Here is a 16,964-nt window from a genome sequence, read left to right as displayed (position 1 = left end):
GTCTTTGTTAGAAATACTTTATGAACTTATCTAAATTACAAATTGGTGTTCTCACCAGTTCTTTGGTGTTATTGTTGAGCTTAGTTGTTTTAGGACAAATGGGATATACTGTGCCTAAAACAAAAAAGGGTGAAACAACAGGGGATGAACCTAAAGAATTATTAACAGAAGAAATTGTGCTGGCAGAAGCTAGAAATGCATTGGATTCTTCGCAAACCGTTTGGTTGGCAGAATTGGATAAAGAGAAGGCACAAGCAGCGACAACAATTAAAGAGGCAGAGGTTCTGAAACTTATTTCAAGAACCTGGTTTGAGTATGGCAATTATATTGTCAGTGGGTATTATGCACGTAAAGTGGCTGAATTATTAGACACTGGAGAAGCCTGGGGAATTGCCGGTACAACGTACGGTATGGGTTTTAAAACCAGTGCAAAAAATGATGAAAAAATTCTTGCTGCTCGTCAGGCAATTGCAGCTTTACAAAAAGCTCAAGAATTAGAACCTGATACGTTGCAACACGCCCTAAACGAGGGGTTGATGTATTTAGAACTAAGCGCTGTAGATGCAACGGTTATGCCAATGAAAGGGGTACGAATGCTTCAAGATTTGGACAAGCAGTTTCCAGACAATGTGATGGTTAATATGACATTGGCACGATTATCGGTTACTCGTTCTGGTGACCTTGCAAAAGCAAAACCAAGATTAGAGAAAGTATTGGAGATAGCAGAAAAGAAAACGGTTTCAAGTGAAATCTTGCTAGAAGCAAATTACTTCCTAATTGATTGTTATAAAGCAGAAAATAATAAAGAAAAAGTTTTGTTCCATTATGATAACACCATTCGTTTGAGTGCTCCTAAGCCTTCTATGCAGGAGCAAATGATTCGAGCAAAACAAAATTATATAAATAATAATTAATAACAAACGTAAAATATCAAGAATATGCCTTGTGGAAAAAAACGTAAAAGACATAAAATAGCAACTCACAAACGTAAGAAAAGATTGCGCAAGAATCGTCACAAGAAGAAGAAGTAATTTCTTTTAAGTGATAACTATATAAAAACACAAGGGCAAAGTAATTTACTTGCCCTGTGTTTGTATAGGGCTATGAGCAAAAGATAAAGCAAATAATTGCTTTGCTGCTGCTTCTAATAGCAAAAAAAACTTGGAATATTATTAAAAGTAGTCTCCAGTTAAATACAATAAGACTACTTTGAAAGTCCAAAAACTAGATGCCCAATACTCAAAAAATGAATTGGTTTTACTAATTCGCTTCTATTATTCTCTCCTATTCTCTTTTTGATTGATGGTTTTAGATGTTTTTTAAAACTATTAATCTGAACATGTTTTACATGTTCATCTTGTACTATAATTATTTAACTTCCTTTGGGTCTACAAAAGGGGGAATGGAATTTTTTTGGCTAGAAAGTGCTGTATTTAGGCTCTTTGATATGTAGCCATAATTGATATCAACCAACAGTTGGTACCGTTCACCAGCTAATGATTTTTTGATAGTTCTTATCAATGGTGATAATAACATATTCTATAGTTAAATGATTTAGGTAACTGTGTATGAAACTAACAATGAACAGTTACTAGTAAGTATTGGCTTTATTCTTCTTGATAATAACAAGTATTTGACGATATACTAAATACTTAGAAGCAAGATGAAGATGATGCAATTTGATTTTTTGTACCAACAAAAAAAATACACCAATCAAATTTCCAAATTGTACCTATCCACTTAATAGAAGGGATATATAAATTGGAGTGTATGGATATACACGCATATTTATGAGATTGAAAAAAATATTAAAAATATAAGAGTGTTTATAGGCTAAACACTAAAGAGTATCTAAACATTTTAGAACCAGAAATAATTTGTTGTGAATTATGCTGTTCTTGTTATAATGTTAATCGGATGGATTGAAGAAACTCTTACGAAAAAAGAATAATAAAGCTTTGGAAAAAGAATTAATCATTAACTCGAACCAAAAAGAAATTCAGTTAGCATTAATTGAAAATAAAAAATTGGTAGAGTTGCATAACCAGTCCCTTAAAAACAACTTAATTGTTGGTGATATTTACCTTGGGCGAGTAACCAAATTACTGCCAGGCTTAAATGCTGCATTTGTAAACATTGGTCACTCCAAAAAGGATGCTTTTTTGCATTATACAGATCTAGGTCCCAAGCTAAAATCTCTGATTAAATTTACAAATGGAGCCATAGAAGGGAGCTTGCCCACGCATCTTTTGAAAGGATTTAATATAGAGTCCGATATCTTGAAAAAAGGAAAAATCAACCAAGTATTGACCAAAGGTCAAAATGTTTTGGTGCAAGTACTTAAAGAACCCATATCAACCAAAGGTCCTCGTCTGTGTTGTGAAATTACAATTGCAGGACGTTACGTTGTCTTAACTCCTTTTACAAATGTCATTGCTGTTTCTAAAAAAGTTACTAGCGATGAAGAAAGAGAGCGTTTAAGACGTTTGATGGAAAGTATTCGACCTAAAAATTTTGGCTTTATTGTACGTACAGCTGCCGAAGGAAAACGAGTGGCAGAATTGCACGATGATATCACTGAATTAGTCAATAAATGGGAAAAAATTTACAAAGAGTTATATCAAGCATCTGCACCAATCAAATGTTTGAGCGAACTTAATAAAACAAAGAGCTTGATTCGTGATTTTTGGAACGAGTCTTTCTCTAGGGTGATTGTCAATGACCGAAAAGTACAAGAAGAGGTTGTTAGCGAGATCAAAAAAGTAGCTCCTAAAAAAGTAGATATTGTCAAACATTATTCTGGCTCAAGACCTATTTTTGACCAGTTCGGAATTACTAAGCAGATAAAATCTTCATTTGGCAAGACTGCGACAATGGCTTCAGGGGCATACTTGGTTATTGAAAGCACGGAAGCCATGCATGTGATTGATGTTAATAGCGGTCACAAAATGGTGAGCAATGATCAAGAGGAAAATGCGCTTCGTGTTAATCTAGAATCTGCTGAAGAAATTGCCCGTCAATTGCGTTTGAGAGATATTGGGGGAATTATCATTATCGATTTTATTGATGTTCGCAAGAATGAAAATAAAGTAAAATTGTTTCATGCTATGAAGCAGTTTATGTCAGAGGATAATGCTAAGCATACCATTTTGCCTTTGAGTAAATTTGGCTTGATGCAAATTACACGAGAGCGAGTTCGCCCTGCTGTAACGATTTCAACAGCCGAGCAGTGTCCTGTTTGTACTGGAACAGGAAAGATTAACCCTTCCATTTTATTATTGGACGATATCAAAAGAGATTTGGAATTTATTATCAAATCTCAAAGCCCTAATAAGTTAACAATTCATGTGCATCCTTTTGTGAATGCTTATCTCAAAAAAGGCTTTTTATGGAGTTTGCTCATGCAATGGAGAAAAGAATATCGCCGTTGGATTCGTGTGACAGTCGACAATAAGTATCACATGATGAAATATTGTTTCTTTGATGAAAATGATGATGAAATTCGCTTGAATTAACAACTTGTGTTATCAACAATAGAAACTTATAGAGTTATTTTAAGAAAGTCCTTTGATTCATATCAACTAGTATTGAGTCAAAGGACTTTTTCCGTTATAATTATGAAATTAAAATCTCTAAATGAGGATGTGCTTTTTGTAGCGTAAGTAGTTCCTGAGTAGAAAGGTAGCGCTTGAGCTTTTTTAACTTAGGTAATTGTTGTAAGGCAGTAATTAGATCCTGAAGTTCAATATTATTAAAGGACAATTCTAAATACTCTAAATGCTTGAAATGAGGCAGCATTGATTTTAGATTAGTGACATTGCCGTTAATGGTCATTTTCTTTAAATGAGTCAAATTCTGTAGCTGAGTATACTGGATAGGGGAAGGAGCATGGTAACTCGTTTTGATAAAAAGTGACTCTAATTGAGGCATGGGAGGAATGGTATCAGGTAGTACGAGTGCTCCTGTCAAACGTAATGATTTTAAGTATTTGAACTCCGCAATACGTGGGGTGACTTGATAAATAGTTTCATTGTGAAAAGACAATGCTTCGAGATTTTCTAAAGCTAAGTAGCGGTCATCTAAGTGCTCAGAAGTAGTATCTAAATTTAGGTATTTTAGATGAGGAAGTTGTGCAAGTACGGCGATACTTTGGGTAGATAATAGGGTGCGATTGCAAACAAAATGTTCCAACTGTTGTATTTTGGAAATGTCTGAGTGCAAGCCTGTTTCCATAGAGTGCCAAATGGATAGTTTTTTAAACGTTGTAATTTGACTAAGTTGAGTCAATAAGCTTGCCCAATTCTTGCTATAAGTTTGAGTCAAACGAATTGATTTTAAATTTGGCAGCAAGTATAAATCGTTGGGAATATGCGCATCTTTGACAAAATAATAGGTAATTTTTTCTAATTGTGTCAAACTCGAAATGCCATCAATGTTTTGAGCAATCCGATGGAATTTTATGTCTTTTAAGAAGGTACAGTTTTGATACAGTAGTTGAATATGAGGAAGTAGATTTGGTTCAATGGTATAAGAATTGGAGGACATTGCACGAACGACTTCCACTAAAAAGTTAATGGCTATATCTTTAGGGGCATTTTTTAGTCCTAAGGGGACTTTCGGTGCCCATACTTTAGGACGATATCGATAAGCATACTGTGCGATTTTCCAAACTTCTAAGCTAGTACCTTCTGTAAGGCGTTCTAATTTATTTTCTGTTTTGTAGTGATCTTTTACAATTTTTAGATTAATTCTTAGTTTTAGTTTTTCTAATATTTCTTTTGAAGCATTTGCACTTAACAATTTTTTAGCTTTAGCAGCTATTTTTTTGTCTTCGGAGAACTTAAAGACAATAAACAATTCAGTCAACAATTCTTTTGGAGTCCCTCCTCCCTGTAATAATTCAATTCCTAAACTTTGATTTTCTAGATTTTGACTCAATAGCAAACTTGAAAGATGGTCGAAACTGTTCTTGTTTTCTTGTTCCAACAAATAAGGTTTTTTTATGGTATTAACATACTGTTGAAAAGCCTGTTGGCTAACTAAAGTATGTTCTTTGTCTGATAAGAGACTATAGTCTGTTATTCCTGAATTGCCAACTAGTATATGTGTGGTTTGAGCGTCTATTTTAGTTTGATAATTAACCCCATTTTCTTTCAGAATGCTACGTATTTCATTTTTAGGAAGTGTAGCTTTACCCAAAGCAACCAAGGTGTCGCCAGAGCTTAAACCGTTCTTATCGAATCGTTTTTTTTCATAATCTAGCAATTGGTTAATAACTGTAGAGCGAAATGCTTTGTCCTCAAAGGATAGAATTTCTAGAAAATCAGAGCGTTCAAATGCTCCTGTTTTTAAGGGATGTTGAGACTGAATATCAAAAAAAAGTTTTTGCGCTTTCGGAGTAAATTTTTGCTTTCGGACACGGCTTATAAAATGCTCATATTGCTTAGATGCATTAGTTTTCGTGTGCGGGTTGGTTACATTGGTAGGAAAAAGGAGCAATGCTTGATCGTATTTTCCAAAGGAATTATCTTTCCAACCGATATGCTGAATAGAGGGCATCTGTGCTAGAAAAACAGGAAATTTTTCTACTTGGTTATTTTCAAAATTGAGAACTTTTAGCTTGGGCAGTTGTGCCAAAAAGTCAGGGATTATTTTTAGCCTATTATTAGAAAGAACAAGATTTTGTAGTTGTTTAAGTCGTAATACTTTTTGGGGAATGTTCGAAAGAAAACTGTTGGTTACCGTTAACTTAGTTAAATGCTCAAGTTCCCATATTGGTGAAGCAGTTTGATCATCTAGTGGATTTTCTGTGATATAAAATTCCTTTAAGGCTTTAAAGCCATGGCGAAGGGCTGTTAAATCTGTCATATTGCCCCAGTATATAGAAATACTAGTTAAAAGAGGCAGTTGACTAATACTAGCAGGCAGTTTGGTAATATTGGGAGAACGCCAAATGCTAAGACTTTTTAAATGAACTAAATTGGATAGGCTCTCAGGTAATTTAGAGAGTACGTTGCCTTTAATAGACAAATAGCGTAAATTTTTGAGTGTTCCAATTTCTTCAGGAAGTTCTGTCAGTAGATTGGATTCTATACTTAAATGTTCTAATTGTTGTAAGTTTGAAATTTTGGGGCTTAAGGATACAAAGTCACCAGAAATATACAATTTTTCTAGAGCCGTAAAGGTGTATATTTCTTCTGATAATTGGTGATTTTTGATGCCTCCATCTCTATAATTATTAATAGAAATATCCTTAACAGTAGCTTTGTTTTTGGATAAAGCAGTACGTAGATACATATGGAGCGAGAATTTTGATTGGTAGATTTTTTTATAAAATGACTCCACGAGGTTTTATGGAGGGAGAATACAAGGACGGCATTAGCACAACAGGAAGCAACCAAGCATTAGAATGGTAGCAGTCTACTAAAAACAGCAGAACACGAGTATAGTTCTATTAAGTATCGCCCTTGTGCAAGACCAAAGAATATTTGTCTAAAGCTAAAAATCAGGTGTTTCAGAGTTGCCTAAGTGATCTGCCATATGTTCTAATTGTTCATAAAAATCAGCTCCATATTTTCGAATGAGCGGTCCTTTTACAAACTTATAGATGGGTACCCCCAATTTGGCACCATTGTCACAAGCAGCAGAGCAAATATCCCAACGATCATAGTCCAACTTCTCAAAGCTAGAATTGTTTAATTGTTCTACTCGAATAGGGTAGAGGTGGCAAGAAATAGGTTTGGGGTAATCAACAGCACCCGCTTCATAGGCTTTTTCGATACCACATTTAGCCACCCCGTTGTCTTCATACGTCATATAAGCACAGGCAGCGTTGTCAATTAAGGTTGTTCCAAATTCTTGCTCTTGTGGGACATAAACAGCGACACCTTGCTCTTCAATGGCTTTAATGCCTTCGGAGGTTAGAAAGGGTTTGACTTTTTCATAAATATTTTCCAACACTTCCAATTCTTCTGTTTCCAAAGGTGCACCATAGTCCCCTTCCCAACAGCAAGCTCCTTTGCAAGCATTTAAGTTACAAACAAATTCTTCGTTAAAAATTTCGGGAGAGATGACTTTACTATCAATGATTAACATAATTATTCTTTTACTTCAAATTTAATAGGTGCAGTATAATATTCAATGGTAAGCATTTGAGTAAGCTTATTTTCTTGTTTGATAACCGTTCTTTTTCGAGTAGCAAGTACAGTAGCCGTGCCCAACTCTAGTCGATTAGCATGTTCAGGGATAATCTGGAATTTGTTGCCTCGGCTAATGCCGCTGTGATTGATAGAAAATGTATTTCCTTTAGAATCGGTAAAGATAAGCACCAAGCCATCTTCTGACCCAAGTGCTGGTCCTTTCCAAGTGAGTAAGCCTCCTTTCGTTTTACTAACACCATCAGAAGCAATTTTAAGGCTATCAAAAGAATTCAGTTTGATTGGCAACTTAACTGTACTTCCGTCTTTCTCGGTATAACTAAAGGTATATTGATTTTCAAATGGCACAGAGTTCTTGGTTAGGCTGTATTGCAAACCAACTTCAGGGCGTTTTCTGAAAATTAAAGGCATATCGTTCAAAAAAACTTCTCCTTCAATGGCTTGGGTAGAGTCCGTTCGGAATGTCATATCTGCTTTTAGTTCTCTTGTCTGTTGCAAATAACGAACATAACAATTGATCTTAGAAAATGCATACTTATCAGGTGTAGATGGAGAGGAGTTGATAGGACCACAGCTCGTAATGTATCCCACTACTAAAGCTCCAAAGAGTATTTTAAAAAAATATTGAATAGAATGCTTCCAATTAGTAATCATATTAACCTTTATTTTAGTAGTTTTATGAGGCCTAAATATACAGAATTTCTACAAGATGTGTTGTTACTTTTGTTTCTTTAGCATTATTTTTGGTAGACTAATGACCAAGATTTGTCCATAATCTTGTAAAACAATATAATTTGGTCTAGATTATTAGACTTATAAAATAGGGGCTTTAGTATAATTTCTATATTTTTGCACTGTTTTAACGAAAAAACAAATTCCTTTCGTTAATAATGTGTTGTAGTTTGCTTTTTAATGCTTCTACAACAATAGATATTATTATGAAATGCGTTTATGAACCAGTTTGTAAATAAGTATGAGCGAAGAAACCAATTATATTTTCATACTTTATGTCTGACAATCTACTAAAAATAGAGCGACGTACCAGCTATTGGTAGATAATTACATAACTAAAGGAAAAAATTATTTTACAATTAACTCAAAAATTAAATAGACAGATATGCTCAATCGTATAGGTGCCATTTTTATGGCTGTAGCGTTATTGCTTACTTCTAATATTCAAGCACAAGATGACCCAGTACTGTTTAAAGTAAATGACAAAGAAGTTCATGTTTCTGAGTTCAAATATATTTACAATAAAACAAATGGTGAAAAGGCAGATTACAGTGAAAAGTCGCTTAAAGAGTACTTGGATTTGTATGTAAACTTTAAACTTCAAGTTGCCGAAGGTATTGATATTGGTTTGAATGATAAGCCAGAAGTAAAACGTGAGCAAGATCAATATAAACGCCAATTGGCAAGTACATATTTGACAGATCGTGAAATTACCGAAAAGTTAGTTCGAGAAGCATACGAAAGAAGCAAAGAGGATCGTAAAATTAGCCACATTTTTATTGCTGCGGACCAAAATGCAGATGAAAAAGTAAAAAGAGAAGCTTTTGAACGTGCTAAAAAAATTAAAAGTGAATTGACAGCTCAAAACTTTAATGATTTGGCCAAGCAGTATTCTGATGATCAATATAGTAATGCAAAGGGAGGAAATTTAGGTTGGTTCACAGCTTTGCAATTGCCTTATGGTTTAGAAACAGCAATGTATGAAACCAAAAAAGGAGCGTTTTCGGAAATTGTGACGACAGACAAAGGATACCACATTGTACGTGTCGATGATGTACGCCCTGCTTACGGAAGAATTAAAGTAGCGCACATTTTACTAAGAACAAAGAAAAATCCTGACCGTGCGAAAACTCTAGTAGACTCGTTGTATAATGTGTTAAAAGAGGGGGGTAAGTTTGAAGAATTGGCTAGTAAATATTCTCAAGATAATGCGACTAAGAATAGAGGAGGACAATTGGGATGGATTGGAATTAACAATTATGCACAAGACTTCGAAAAAGAAATTTTTGCATTGGAGCAAGATGGAAATATTTCTAAACCAATAAAAACTGAAGCAGGTTGGCATATTCTAAAACGTTATCAAGGAATCAAAAATCCTAAATATCAAGATGTAAAGTCAGAAATTACTAATAAAATCAAGCGCAAGCCTCGTTTCCAAATTATACAAGATGCTTTGGTAGCGGATATCAAAAAAGAAGGAAATTATCAAGAGAATGAGGCTGTGAAAAAAGAATTGATTGATCTGTTGAAAAAAGATAATACGTTCTTGACTTACAAATGGAAAGCAGAAAAAAATCAAGACCTAGAAAACAAGGCTTTGTTTACAGTTGGAAACTTGAAAGGAACTGTTCGCGAGTTTATGTCTATTGCTCAACGTGCTCATAGTGAGCGAATGAACGAGCAACCTCGTACGATTGAGGCTGCTGTAGATCGTATCATCAAGAAATTGGCCACCCAAAAATGTTTGGCTTACGAGGAAACACAGTTGGACAAACGTTATCCTGAGTTCAAGGCCTTGATGCGTGAATATGAAGAAGGAATTTTGTTGTTTGAAGTAAAAAAACAACTGGTATGGGACAAGGCTTCTAGCGATGAAGATGGTTTGAAGAAATTTTATGAGGAGAACAAAGAAAATTATAAATGGAAGCAACGTGCCAACGTAACGTTTTATACACTTCGTACAGATGATAAAAAAATGGTTAAAAAAATCCAGTCCAAAGCGAAAAAGAAAAGTGCAGAGAGCTTAAAAGCTATGTTTAACAAAGATCGTGAAATTGTGCAAACAACTAGTGGCGTTTACGAGAAGGGCAAAAACATGGAGTTGGATAAATTGAAATGGAAAGCTGGAACGGTTAGCAAAGGGTATAGCAAAGATGGATCAACGTATTTTACAAAAATAGAAGAGATTATCGAGCCATCTATTAAGACATTAGATGAGGCAAGAGGCTATGTTGTTGCTGATTATCAAGATAGCTTGGAAAAAGAACTCATTAAAAAATTAAAAGAGAAATTTACTGTTGAAATTAATGAGGAAGTATTAAAAAGTATGGTTAAATAGGATTTGAAAACATACTTTTATCCATAAAAAAATCGGTCTGCCATTCTACATGACAGACCGATTTTTTATGGATGTTTATATTAATGCTTATCTCGGTTGAAAATTTCTCGCTCCAACCATTTTTCACTGGCTTTTTTCTCAGGAACTTTTTCGGGTTCTTCCTCACATTTTTCTTCCTGATCTCCAGCAATATCTGGCACCTTGTCTTCTATTTTAGGAACATAAAGTGTTCGAATAGGGAATGGTATATCTATATTATTGGCATCAAAGGCTTTCTTCAAAGCAATCATGGCTTTACTTTTGGCTTCTAAAGCTGTTAATTTCTTCGTTGCATTCACCCAGAAACGCAGCTGAAAATCAATAGAACTACCCCCAAATTCCAAATAATGAAATTCTATTTCTTGTCCTCCTTGAGGTGGGTAAAGTTCTTTGATGGCTTCCTTAGCTATTTCTTGAACCGCTTCAAGGTCGGAGCCATACGCTACGCCACATTTGATTGTAGATCGAATTTTGGTTGTTAATCCGTAATTTTTAAAAGGATTGTCTAAAATCATTTGATTGGGAATGACAACAATATTATTATCTGCTTCTTTCAGCTTTGTATTTCTTAAATCAATTTCTACAATAGATCCTGAATAGCCATTGGTCTCTACCCAGTCGCCAACACTAATGACGTCCCTAACAGCTAAGAATATTCCAGAAAATGTATTGGCTAGAGTTCCTTGTAGAGCCAAACCTACAGCAAGACCGGCTACCCCTGCCCCTGCTAGAATAGATGTTAAAACATCATTTAGATTTAATACATTTAAAGCTAAGATCAGCCCTAATGTAATAAACACAATAGACGCAATATTTGAAATTAAGCCTCTAATAGACGCTTCTTTTATGGGTTTCCTAAGCAATTTGTTTACCCAATTTTTGACATATGTTGACAACCAATAAGCAATTGTAAAAATAAGAATTGCTAAAATTAAATTGGGTAAGTTTAATATAATCGCATCGACCCAGTGAGCCAACTTATCCATAATTTTGTCCCAAGAGGAAGTCATTTGATCTTGGAATTGATCGGTTATTTTTTCGTCCATTTGTAAATATATATTTTGTATTTTTTTGAAAATGATGCATAGATTCTATCGGATTAATCTGTGGCAAGGCACATACATCCTTTATGGCATAGACTAGCCCTACCACTTATGGCTCTGTGTCTAATAGAATGACCCTACTATCGCTTAGGCTTCTATATTTGAAGGAGATAAAAGTTATTTAAACTAAAGGATACATGGAATTATCAATAGTATCAAATACTGTACAAACAATTGCTAAAACGCAAAGAACAGGACACTACTTTTGCTTACATGTTGGTGTAACAGAAAGCTAGAATCTATGGAATAGTCTTTCTAAACGATTGTCTTAAAAACTATACTATTATAACAAGTTAGTCGACAAATTGTTTTTAAAAATATTAGTTTTGTCTTAAAAAAAAGAAGACCAATACTAGCGTTGGTCTTCTATATACTTAGCAAAGTTATTGCTTTATTTTTTGTCTCCAATTGAAAATTTCCCTTCTATAGGATTCCACAACAACTGAATAGAAGAGTAGGTAATCTCGTGAAGCGAACCGCAGTATTCTCTTACTGAGGGGTCATTGTTTTGGCACTTTTCTTTTAATATTTGAGTTTGCATTTGAGCAGAAGCCGTACTTCCCGTTCGAGGCAGTTGATAACCAAACTCTAAATGATGGTTTAGAGCAGGGTTGAATGCTGCGGCTGCCAAACCCATGGTTTGTTCTGAAAAATCTCTATATGTCAATTCGGGAACAACTTGTTCTGTTATATCATTCCATCGACCATTACGGAGTTTGAGAATATGAATTTCACCATGAAGGAAAATGTCCATGTGATTTTTTACAACTGCAGCAATTGTTTCTCCATTAGATTTCTTCAATAAACTCACTTGTAACGTAAAAATATCGCCAAATGCCTTGTCTTTTATCTCAATAAAATTGTTTTTTTCATCGACAAAAACTGTCGCATTGCTAGACTCCGCACTTTGGACAATCCATTTTCCATCTTTGGATACAATAGGATGTATTTTTATATCATCATCGTAGTCTGCTAATAGGTTGTAATAATCTATAATAGCTTGAGCCTGAACAGAAGATGTTGCCCAAAAAGAAAAGCAACAAAGTAGTAGTGTTACAGGAAGTGTCTTCATGATGTATTTGGTTTGGTAGTTAATGATAATAAGCAATATACGCAATTCTTTCTGAATCATCAATTAAGTAGTTGGGCAATTTATGGTTCTTTTGGAGGGGTGGCTAGAAGCAAAAGAGGTGCAGACAAATTACAAATGAGCAAATACAAGAAAGAATCTTTAAACACAGTGCAACTCTAACAATAAAGCCTTACCTTTGTTGGTATCAATAAACAGACTGTGAATACAAGAGATATGGTAAGTTTTGAAGAATTAAAACTAACGAGACAATACATCAATGCCTTGGATGATTTGGGATTTGAACAAGCAACTCCAATTCAAATTAAGGCTATTCCTGCTATTCGATCAGGGCAACACGTTATTGGTATTGCTCAAACAGGAACAGGGAAAACAGCCGCTTATGTGCTACCGATATTACAACGGTTGAGTTATGCACAAGGCATAGCGGCAAGGTGTATTATTGTGGTCCCAACCAAAGAGTTGGTTGTGCAAGTGACACAACAAGTCGCTGAGTTGGCAAAATATACAGATCTTCGCTACCAGGGCATCTATGGTGGTGTTGGGCGCAAATCCCAAGCAAAAGCAATTCAGGATGGAGTAGATCTTATTATTACAACTCCAAGACGAATTCTCGAACTGTATCAAAAGGAGAATATCAAACTGAATAAGGTAGAAATAATGGTCTTAGATGAGGCAGATAGAATGATGGATATGGGGTTTATGGGACAGATAAACACTATTTTAGAAGTAGTGCCTACCAAAAAACAAAATCTTTTGTTTTCTGCAACCTTCTCTCCAAAAGTAGAAGAATTGAGTTGGAATTTTATGGATTTTCCCATCAAAATTGAGATTACGCCTGAGGCAACGCCTGTAGAAACGGTAGAACAAACACGTTATGCCGTGCCAAATTTTCTAACAAAGTTGAATTTATTAGCGCATCTGTTAAAAGATGAAGAGGCATTTCATCGAATTATTATTTTTGTTAGAACCAAACAGTCCGCAAACTTAATTTTTGACCGACTACAAAAGTATGGGAAAGACAACATTCGCTTGATTCATTCTAACAAGGGGCAAAATACGAGAATTAATGCGTTTCAAGATTTTAAAAATGGTGCTATACGCATTTTAGTAGCCACAGATGTTATGGCTAGAGGGATTGATATTAAAGATGTCAGTCATGTTATTAATTTTGATGTTCCTAGAGTTTATGAAGATTATGTTCATCGAATAGGACGGACTGGGCGTGCTTTTAGAACCGGTGCAGCGATTACCTTTTTCACAAAGGCAGAAGTTTATCATATTGATAAAATAGAGAAAAAGATTAGAATGTCTATTCCAATATGTAACTTACCTGAAGAGGTAGAGGTGACCGAAACCCCATTTTTTGAAAATCAAGAAATGGAACGTGAAATTGACGCACAAAAGCACAAGGAAAATCCTGATTATAAAGGCGCATTTCATGAGAAAAAGAGTCATATTACTAAGATTAAGAATAAGAAAAGCAAACGCCCTAAAAAATATACTGGAAAATCCAATTCAGGGTATATTTCAAAAGCGAATAAAGGGAAAAAAAGTACGTCTAAAAAAGGACGCCACAAAAAAAGATAAGAGTCGCTTGTTTGTCAAGAGTGTATCTTGTTAGTGGTCAGAAGGAAAGGTGCAAGCGGAGTGATGTTAGAGCATAAATTGCTTAAAATTAAAACTATAAAAAGAATAATGACTTATAAAGAATTAATTCCTGCCTTATGTGATATTGCTGTTGATGCAGGAGCGGCTATTTTGGAAATTTATAAAGACTGCGAAGGAATCGAAATTATCAAAAAAGCAGACGACTCTCCTCTAACAGCTGCTGATCAAGCTTCTAATGCCGTTATTTGCAAAGGGCTAGAGGCATTGCCAATACAGTATCCTATTATTTCTGAAGAAAATAAGGCGGTGGCTTATGCAGAACGTAGCCAATACGAGTATTATTGGTTGGTAGATCCCTTGGACGGTACAAAGGAATTTATCAAACGCAATGGTGAGTTTACGGTAAATATTGCTTTGGTTCATGCTGGCAAAGTAGTCATGGGAATTGTATATGCTCCTGTGCTCGACGAATTGTATTGGGCTTCTATTGGTGATGGTGCATTTTTGAAAAAAGATGGCCAAACGCAACAAATCCAAGCCCCTACATTTACTATGAAGGACAAAGGAATCAATGTGGTTTGTTCTCGTTCGCACTTAAATGATGAAACAAAGGCATTCATAGAGGCGTTGGACGAACCTAATATGGTTTCTAAAGGGAGTTCGCTTAAGTTTTTGTTATTAGCAACAGGAAAAGCACACTTATATCCTCGTGTAGCTCCTACCATGGAGTGGGATACAGCGGCGGCTCAAATTGTTTTGGAAGAAGCAGGAGGCAAGGTATTGCAGTATAATACAACCGATCCAGTTGTTTACAACAAAGAGAATATGCTCAATCCTTACTTTGTTGCTTATGCAAATTTGGAAGAGTAGGAAAAGTATTTTCTCTCCCAGAGGATTATTGAAATGCTATAAATTATAAATACTACACAAAGTACTCGAAAGTAGTTTGTGTAGTATGCTTTTTTAGAAATACTAGTTAATAATACACTTTTCCATCAATAATCTTTAGACGAGCTTGACTTTCCATTTCTTTTATTTTTCGAATCGTCGTTTCGGTAGTTAAGCCTGTCAATCCTGCAATGTTCTTGCGTGTCAAATCGATTCGACAACTAAAATCTTCTGTTTGGTTATAGACATTAAATTTGATGTAGTTGAATAAAGAAATGATTGCTTCCTCTGCCGAGTTGGAGGTAATCCCATTTGCCATCACTGCTTTAAAGTATAGACGTTTGGAAAGCATTTTGGTAATGTTTAAGTGGATCGAGTGGTGGTCGGTTAGTAGTTGCTCAAAACTGCTTTTAGGGATTTGAATGATAGAAGATTTGCTTAGAGCAATAGCATTGGCAGGGTATTTCAAATTGGCAATCAAAGGAGGTTCTCCAAAACTTTTATTCTTGCCAAAAATCCCTTGTATAAACTCATTGCCTTTATCGTTGTAATAGCTCATTTTAATTCCGCCTGAAATAATTTGGAAGTAATACCTTGGGGTATTGCCTTTTTCAAATATATAGGCTCCTTTTTTATAATTGATTATTTTAAACGGGTATTGTTGTAAAATCTGTTGATCTATCATTGTTCTATATGATTTGAATCATAAGTTTTCTCCTAACACTTGAAGTATATTTGCAAGTATAAGGACAATTTAATAATTATGATGAAAATCATCGTATATAAAAATAAGAGAAATGATTGCAGATAAAACGATAGAAATCGTAAAATCAACAGCGCCAGTATTAGCAGAACACGGAGAATCTATTACAAAAGTCTTTTATAAGCGTATGTTTGCTAGACATCCAGAACTAAAGAATATCTTTAACATGACGCATCAAAAGAAAGGATCACAGCCAAAAGTACTGGCTAATGCGATTTTTATGTATGCTAAGTATATTGATCAATTAGAGGTATTGGGGGGAGCAGTAGAGTCAATCGCTCAAAAACATGCTAGTTTGTATATCACACCAGATATGTATCCTATTGTTGGTGAAAATTTATTGGCTGCAATAGGAGAAGTACTAGGAGAGGCTGCCACTCCTGAAATTGTCAATGCTTGGGCAGAGGCTTATCAGGCTTTGGCTGATATTTTGATTAATAGAGAAGAAGACTTGTATGCGAATAGAGCGCAAGATAAAGGAGGATTTAGAGGTCAGGAAGACTTTGTAGTAATCAAAAAAGTAAAAGAAAGTGCTGTTGTGACTTCATTTTATTTACAACGCAAAGATGGAACGACCGTCCCTAAATTTTTACCTGGTCAATATATTGGATTAACTCTAAATATTCCTGGTACAGATCACTTACATACTCGAAATTATAGTTTGTCAGATTGTAATTGCAAGGATTATTTGAGAATTAGCGTGAAGAAGGAAACGGGAACTCCAGACGGAATTGCTTCTGTTTATTTGCACGATCATATAGAGGAAGGAGCCACATTGAGTATCGGAATGCCTTCTGGTGAATTTGTGCTCCAAGCAGAAGAAAAGCCTGTTGTATTGATTGCTGGTGGAGTGGGGATTACCCCTTTAATGAGTATGTATCATTATTTGACTCGCCAAACAGATAGAACTGTTACTTTGGTTCAGTGTGCTTTGAACAGTGACGTGCGTGCTTTTGGCGGCGAAATTGAAGCAGGAAAGAGCAAGAAAGTAAATACAGTATTGGTGTATGATCAGCCTTTGGCGACGGATGAACTAGGGAAAGATTTTGACCATAAAGGTTACTTAGATATGAGCATTTTGGCATCTATTCCAAATTTGAAAGAGAGTGCTATTTATTTCTGCGGACCTACACCATTTATGGCCAAGACACTTCAGCTGTTAGACAATTGGGGGATTGAGGCAGAGAATATTCATTATGAGTTTTTCGGTCCAGCAGAAGAGTTAGAAGCAGCTAATATTTAG

Annotated in this window: 12 protein-coding genes; 6 read left to right on the top strand and 6 right to left on the bottom strand. The window is 35.1% G+C overall.

Annotated elements, in window-relative coordinates; all coding sequences use genetic code 11:
- Positions 1–20: 20 nt before the first annotated feature.
- Positions 21–914 (top strand): lipopolysaccharide assembly protein LapB, encoded by an 894-nt coding sequence (locus CG11_RS15375; RefSeq protein ID WP_052597671.1) that lies wholly within the window; start codon positions 21–23, stop codon positions 912–914.
- 1,044 nt (positions 915–1,958) lie between these two features.
- Positions 1,959–3,515 (top strand): Rne/Rng family ribonuclease, encoded by a 1,557-nt coding sequence (locus CG11_RS15370; RefSeq protein ID WP_052597670.1) that lies wholly within the window; start codon positions 1,959–1,961, stop codon positions 3,513–3,515.
- A gap of 100 nt (positions 3,516–3,615) precedes the next feature.
- On the opposite strand, the gene CG11_RS15365 is transcribed toward CG11_RS15370, so the two are convergent.
- The 3 genes from CG11_RS15365 to CG11_RS15355 form a co-directional block, all read right to left on the bottom strand.
- Entirely contained in the window at positions 3,616–6,297 is a 2,682-nt protein-coding gene (locus tag CG11_RS15365) for a leucine-rich repeat domain-containing protein (protein WP_052597669.1), read from the bottom strand.
- 201 nt (positions 6,298–6,498) lie between these two features.
- Positions 6,499–7,095, bottom strand: a complete 597-nt coding sequence (locus CG11_RS15360) for a DUF3109 family protein (protein ID WP_052597668.1) — start codon at positions 7,093–7,095, stop codon at positions 6,499–6,501.
- 2 nt (positions 7,096–7,097) lie between these two features.
- A complete protein-coding gene (locus CG11_RS15355; protein WP_052597667.1) occupies positions 7,098–7,811 on the bottom strand; it encodes a hypothetical protein in 714 nt (237 codons plus the stop codon).
- Positions 7,812–8,274: 463 nt separating this feature from the next.
- Between CG11_RS15355 and CG11_RS15350 the strand changes: the two genes are divergently transcribed.
- Positions 8,275–10,227 carry a peptidylprolyl isomerase gene (locus CG11_RS15350; protein WP_052597666.1) on the top strand — a complete coding sequence of 651 codons (1,953 nt, stop codon included), beginning with the start codon at positions 8,275–8,277 and terminating at the stop codon, positions 10,225–10,227.
- Positions 10,228–10,307: 80 nt separating this feature from the next.
- Here the strand turns inward: CG11_RS15350 and CG11_RS15345 are convergent, their stop codons facing one another.
- On the bottom strand, positions 10,308–11,312 hold the full coding sequence (locus tag CG11_RS15345) for a mechanosensitive ion channel family protein (RefSeq protein ID WP_063833119.1): 1,005 nt from the start codon (positions 11,310–11,312) through the stop codon (positions 10,308–10,310).
- Positions 11,313–11,760: 448 nt separating this feature from the next.
- Positions 11,761–12,441, bottom strand: a complete 681-nt coding sequence (locus CG11_RS15340) for a hypothetical protein (RefSeq protein ID WP_156039791.1) — start codon at positions 12,439–12,441, stop codon at positions 11,761–11,763.
- A gap of 219 nt (positions 12,442–12,660) precedes the next feature.
- Here CG11_RS15340 and CG11_RS15335 point away from each other — a divergent pair, with 219 nt between their 5' ends.
- Both CG11_RS15335 and cysQ read left to right on the top strand, forming a co-directional pair.
- A complete protein-coding gene (locus CG11_RS15335) occupies positions 12,661–14,049 on the top strand; it encodes a DEAD/DEAH box helicase (protein WP_231512805.1) in 1,389 nt (462 codons plus the stop codon).
- A 108-nt stretch (positions 14,050–14,157) separates the two neighbouring features.
- Positions 14,158–14,940: a 3'(2'),5'-bisphosphate nucleotidase CysQ gene (cysQ, locus tag CG11_RS15330; protein WP_052597663.1), complete on the top strand. Its 783-nt coding sequence runs from the start codon at positions 14,158–14,160 to the stop codon at positions 14,938–14,940.
- Positions 14,941–15,046: 106 nt separating this feature from the next.
- Here cysQ and CG11_RS15325 read toward each other — a convergent pair whose 3' ends face one another.
- Positions 15,047–15,643: a Crp/Fnr family transcriptional regulator gene (locus tag CG11_RS15325; protein ID WP_052597662.1), complete on the bottom strand. Its 597-nt coding sequence runs from the start codon at positions 15,641–15,643 to the stop codon at positions 15,047–15,049.
- Positions 15,644–15,755: 112 nt separating this feature from the next.
- Here CG11_RS15325 and hmpA point away from each other — a divergent pair, with 112 nt between their 5' ends.
- Complete coding sequence (gene hmpA / locus CG11_RS15320) at positions 15,756–16,964, top strand: NO-inducible flavohemoprotein (RefSeq protein WP_052597661.1); 1,209 nt, start codon at positions 15,756–15,758, stop codon at positions 16,962–16,964.

It is taken from the genome of Aureispira sp. CCB-QB1 (genome assembly GCF_000724545.1).
In the GTDB taxonomy this organism is placed as follows: Bacteria; Bacteroidota; Bacteroidia; order Chitinophagales; family Saprospiraceae; genus Aureispira.
The sequence above is the reverse complement of the archived record's forward strand: the minus strand, read 5'-3'. Positions and strand labels throughout refer to the sequence as shown.

Coding starts and splice junctions, on each gene's coding strand:
- CG11_RS15375 (WP_052597671.1), top strand. CDS start 21: ATGAACTTATCTAAATTACAAATTGGTGTTCTCACCAGTTCTTTGGTG.
- CG11_RS15365 (WP_052597669.1), bottom strand. CDS start 6,297: ATGTATCTACGTACTGCTTTATCCAAAAACAAAGCTACTGTTAAGGAT.
- CG11_RS15360 (WP_052597668.1), bottom strand. CDS start 7,095: ATGTTAATCATTGATAGTAAAGTCATCTCTCCCGAAATTTTTAACGAA.
- CG11_RS15355 (WP_052597667.1), bottom strand. CDS start 7,811: ATGATTACTAATTGGAAGCATTCTATTCAATATTTTTTTAAAATACTC.
- CG11_RS15350 (WP_052597666.1), top strand. CDS start 8,275: ATGCTCAATCGTATAGGTGCCATTTTTATGGCTGTAGCGTTATTGCTT.
- CG11_RS15345 (WP_063833119.1), bottom strand. CDS start 11,312: ATGGACGAAAAAATAACCGATCAATTCCAAGATCAAATGACTTCCTCT.
- CG11_RS15340 (WP_156039791.1), bottom strand. CDS start 12,441: ATGAAGACACTTCCTGTAACACTACTACTTTGTTGCTTTTCTTTTTGG.
- cysQ (WP_052597663.1), top strand. CDS start 14,158: ATGACTTATAAAGAATTAATTCCTGCCTTATGTGATATTGCTGTTGAT.
- CG11_RS15325 (WP_052597662.1), bottom strand. CDS start 15,643: ATGATAGATCAACAGATTTTACAACAATACCCGTTTAAAATAATCAAT.
- hmpA (WP_052597661.1), top strand. CDS start 15,756: ATGATTGCAGATAAAACGATAGAAATCGTAAAATCAACAGCGCCAGTA.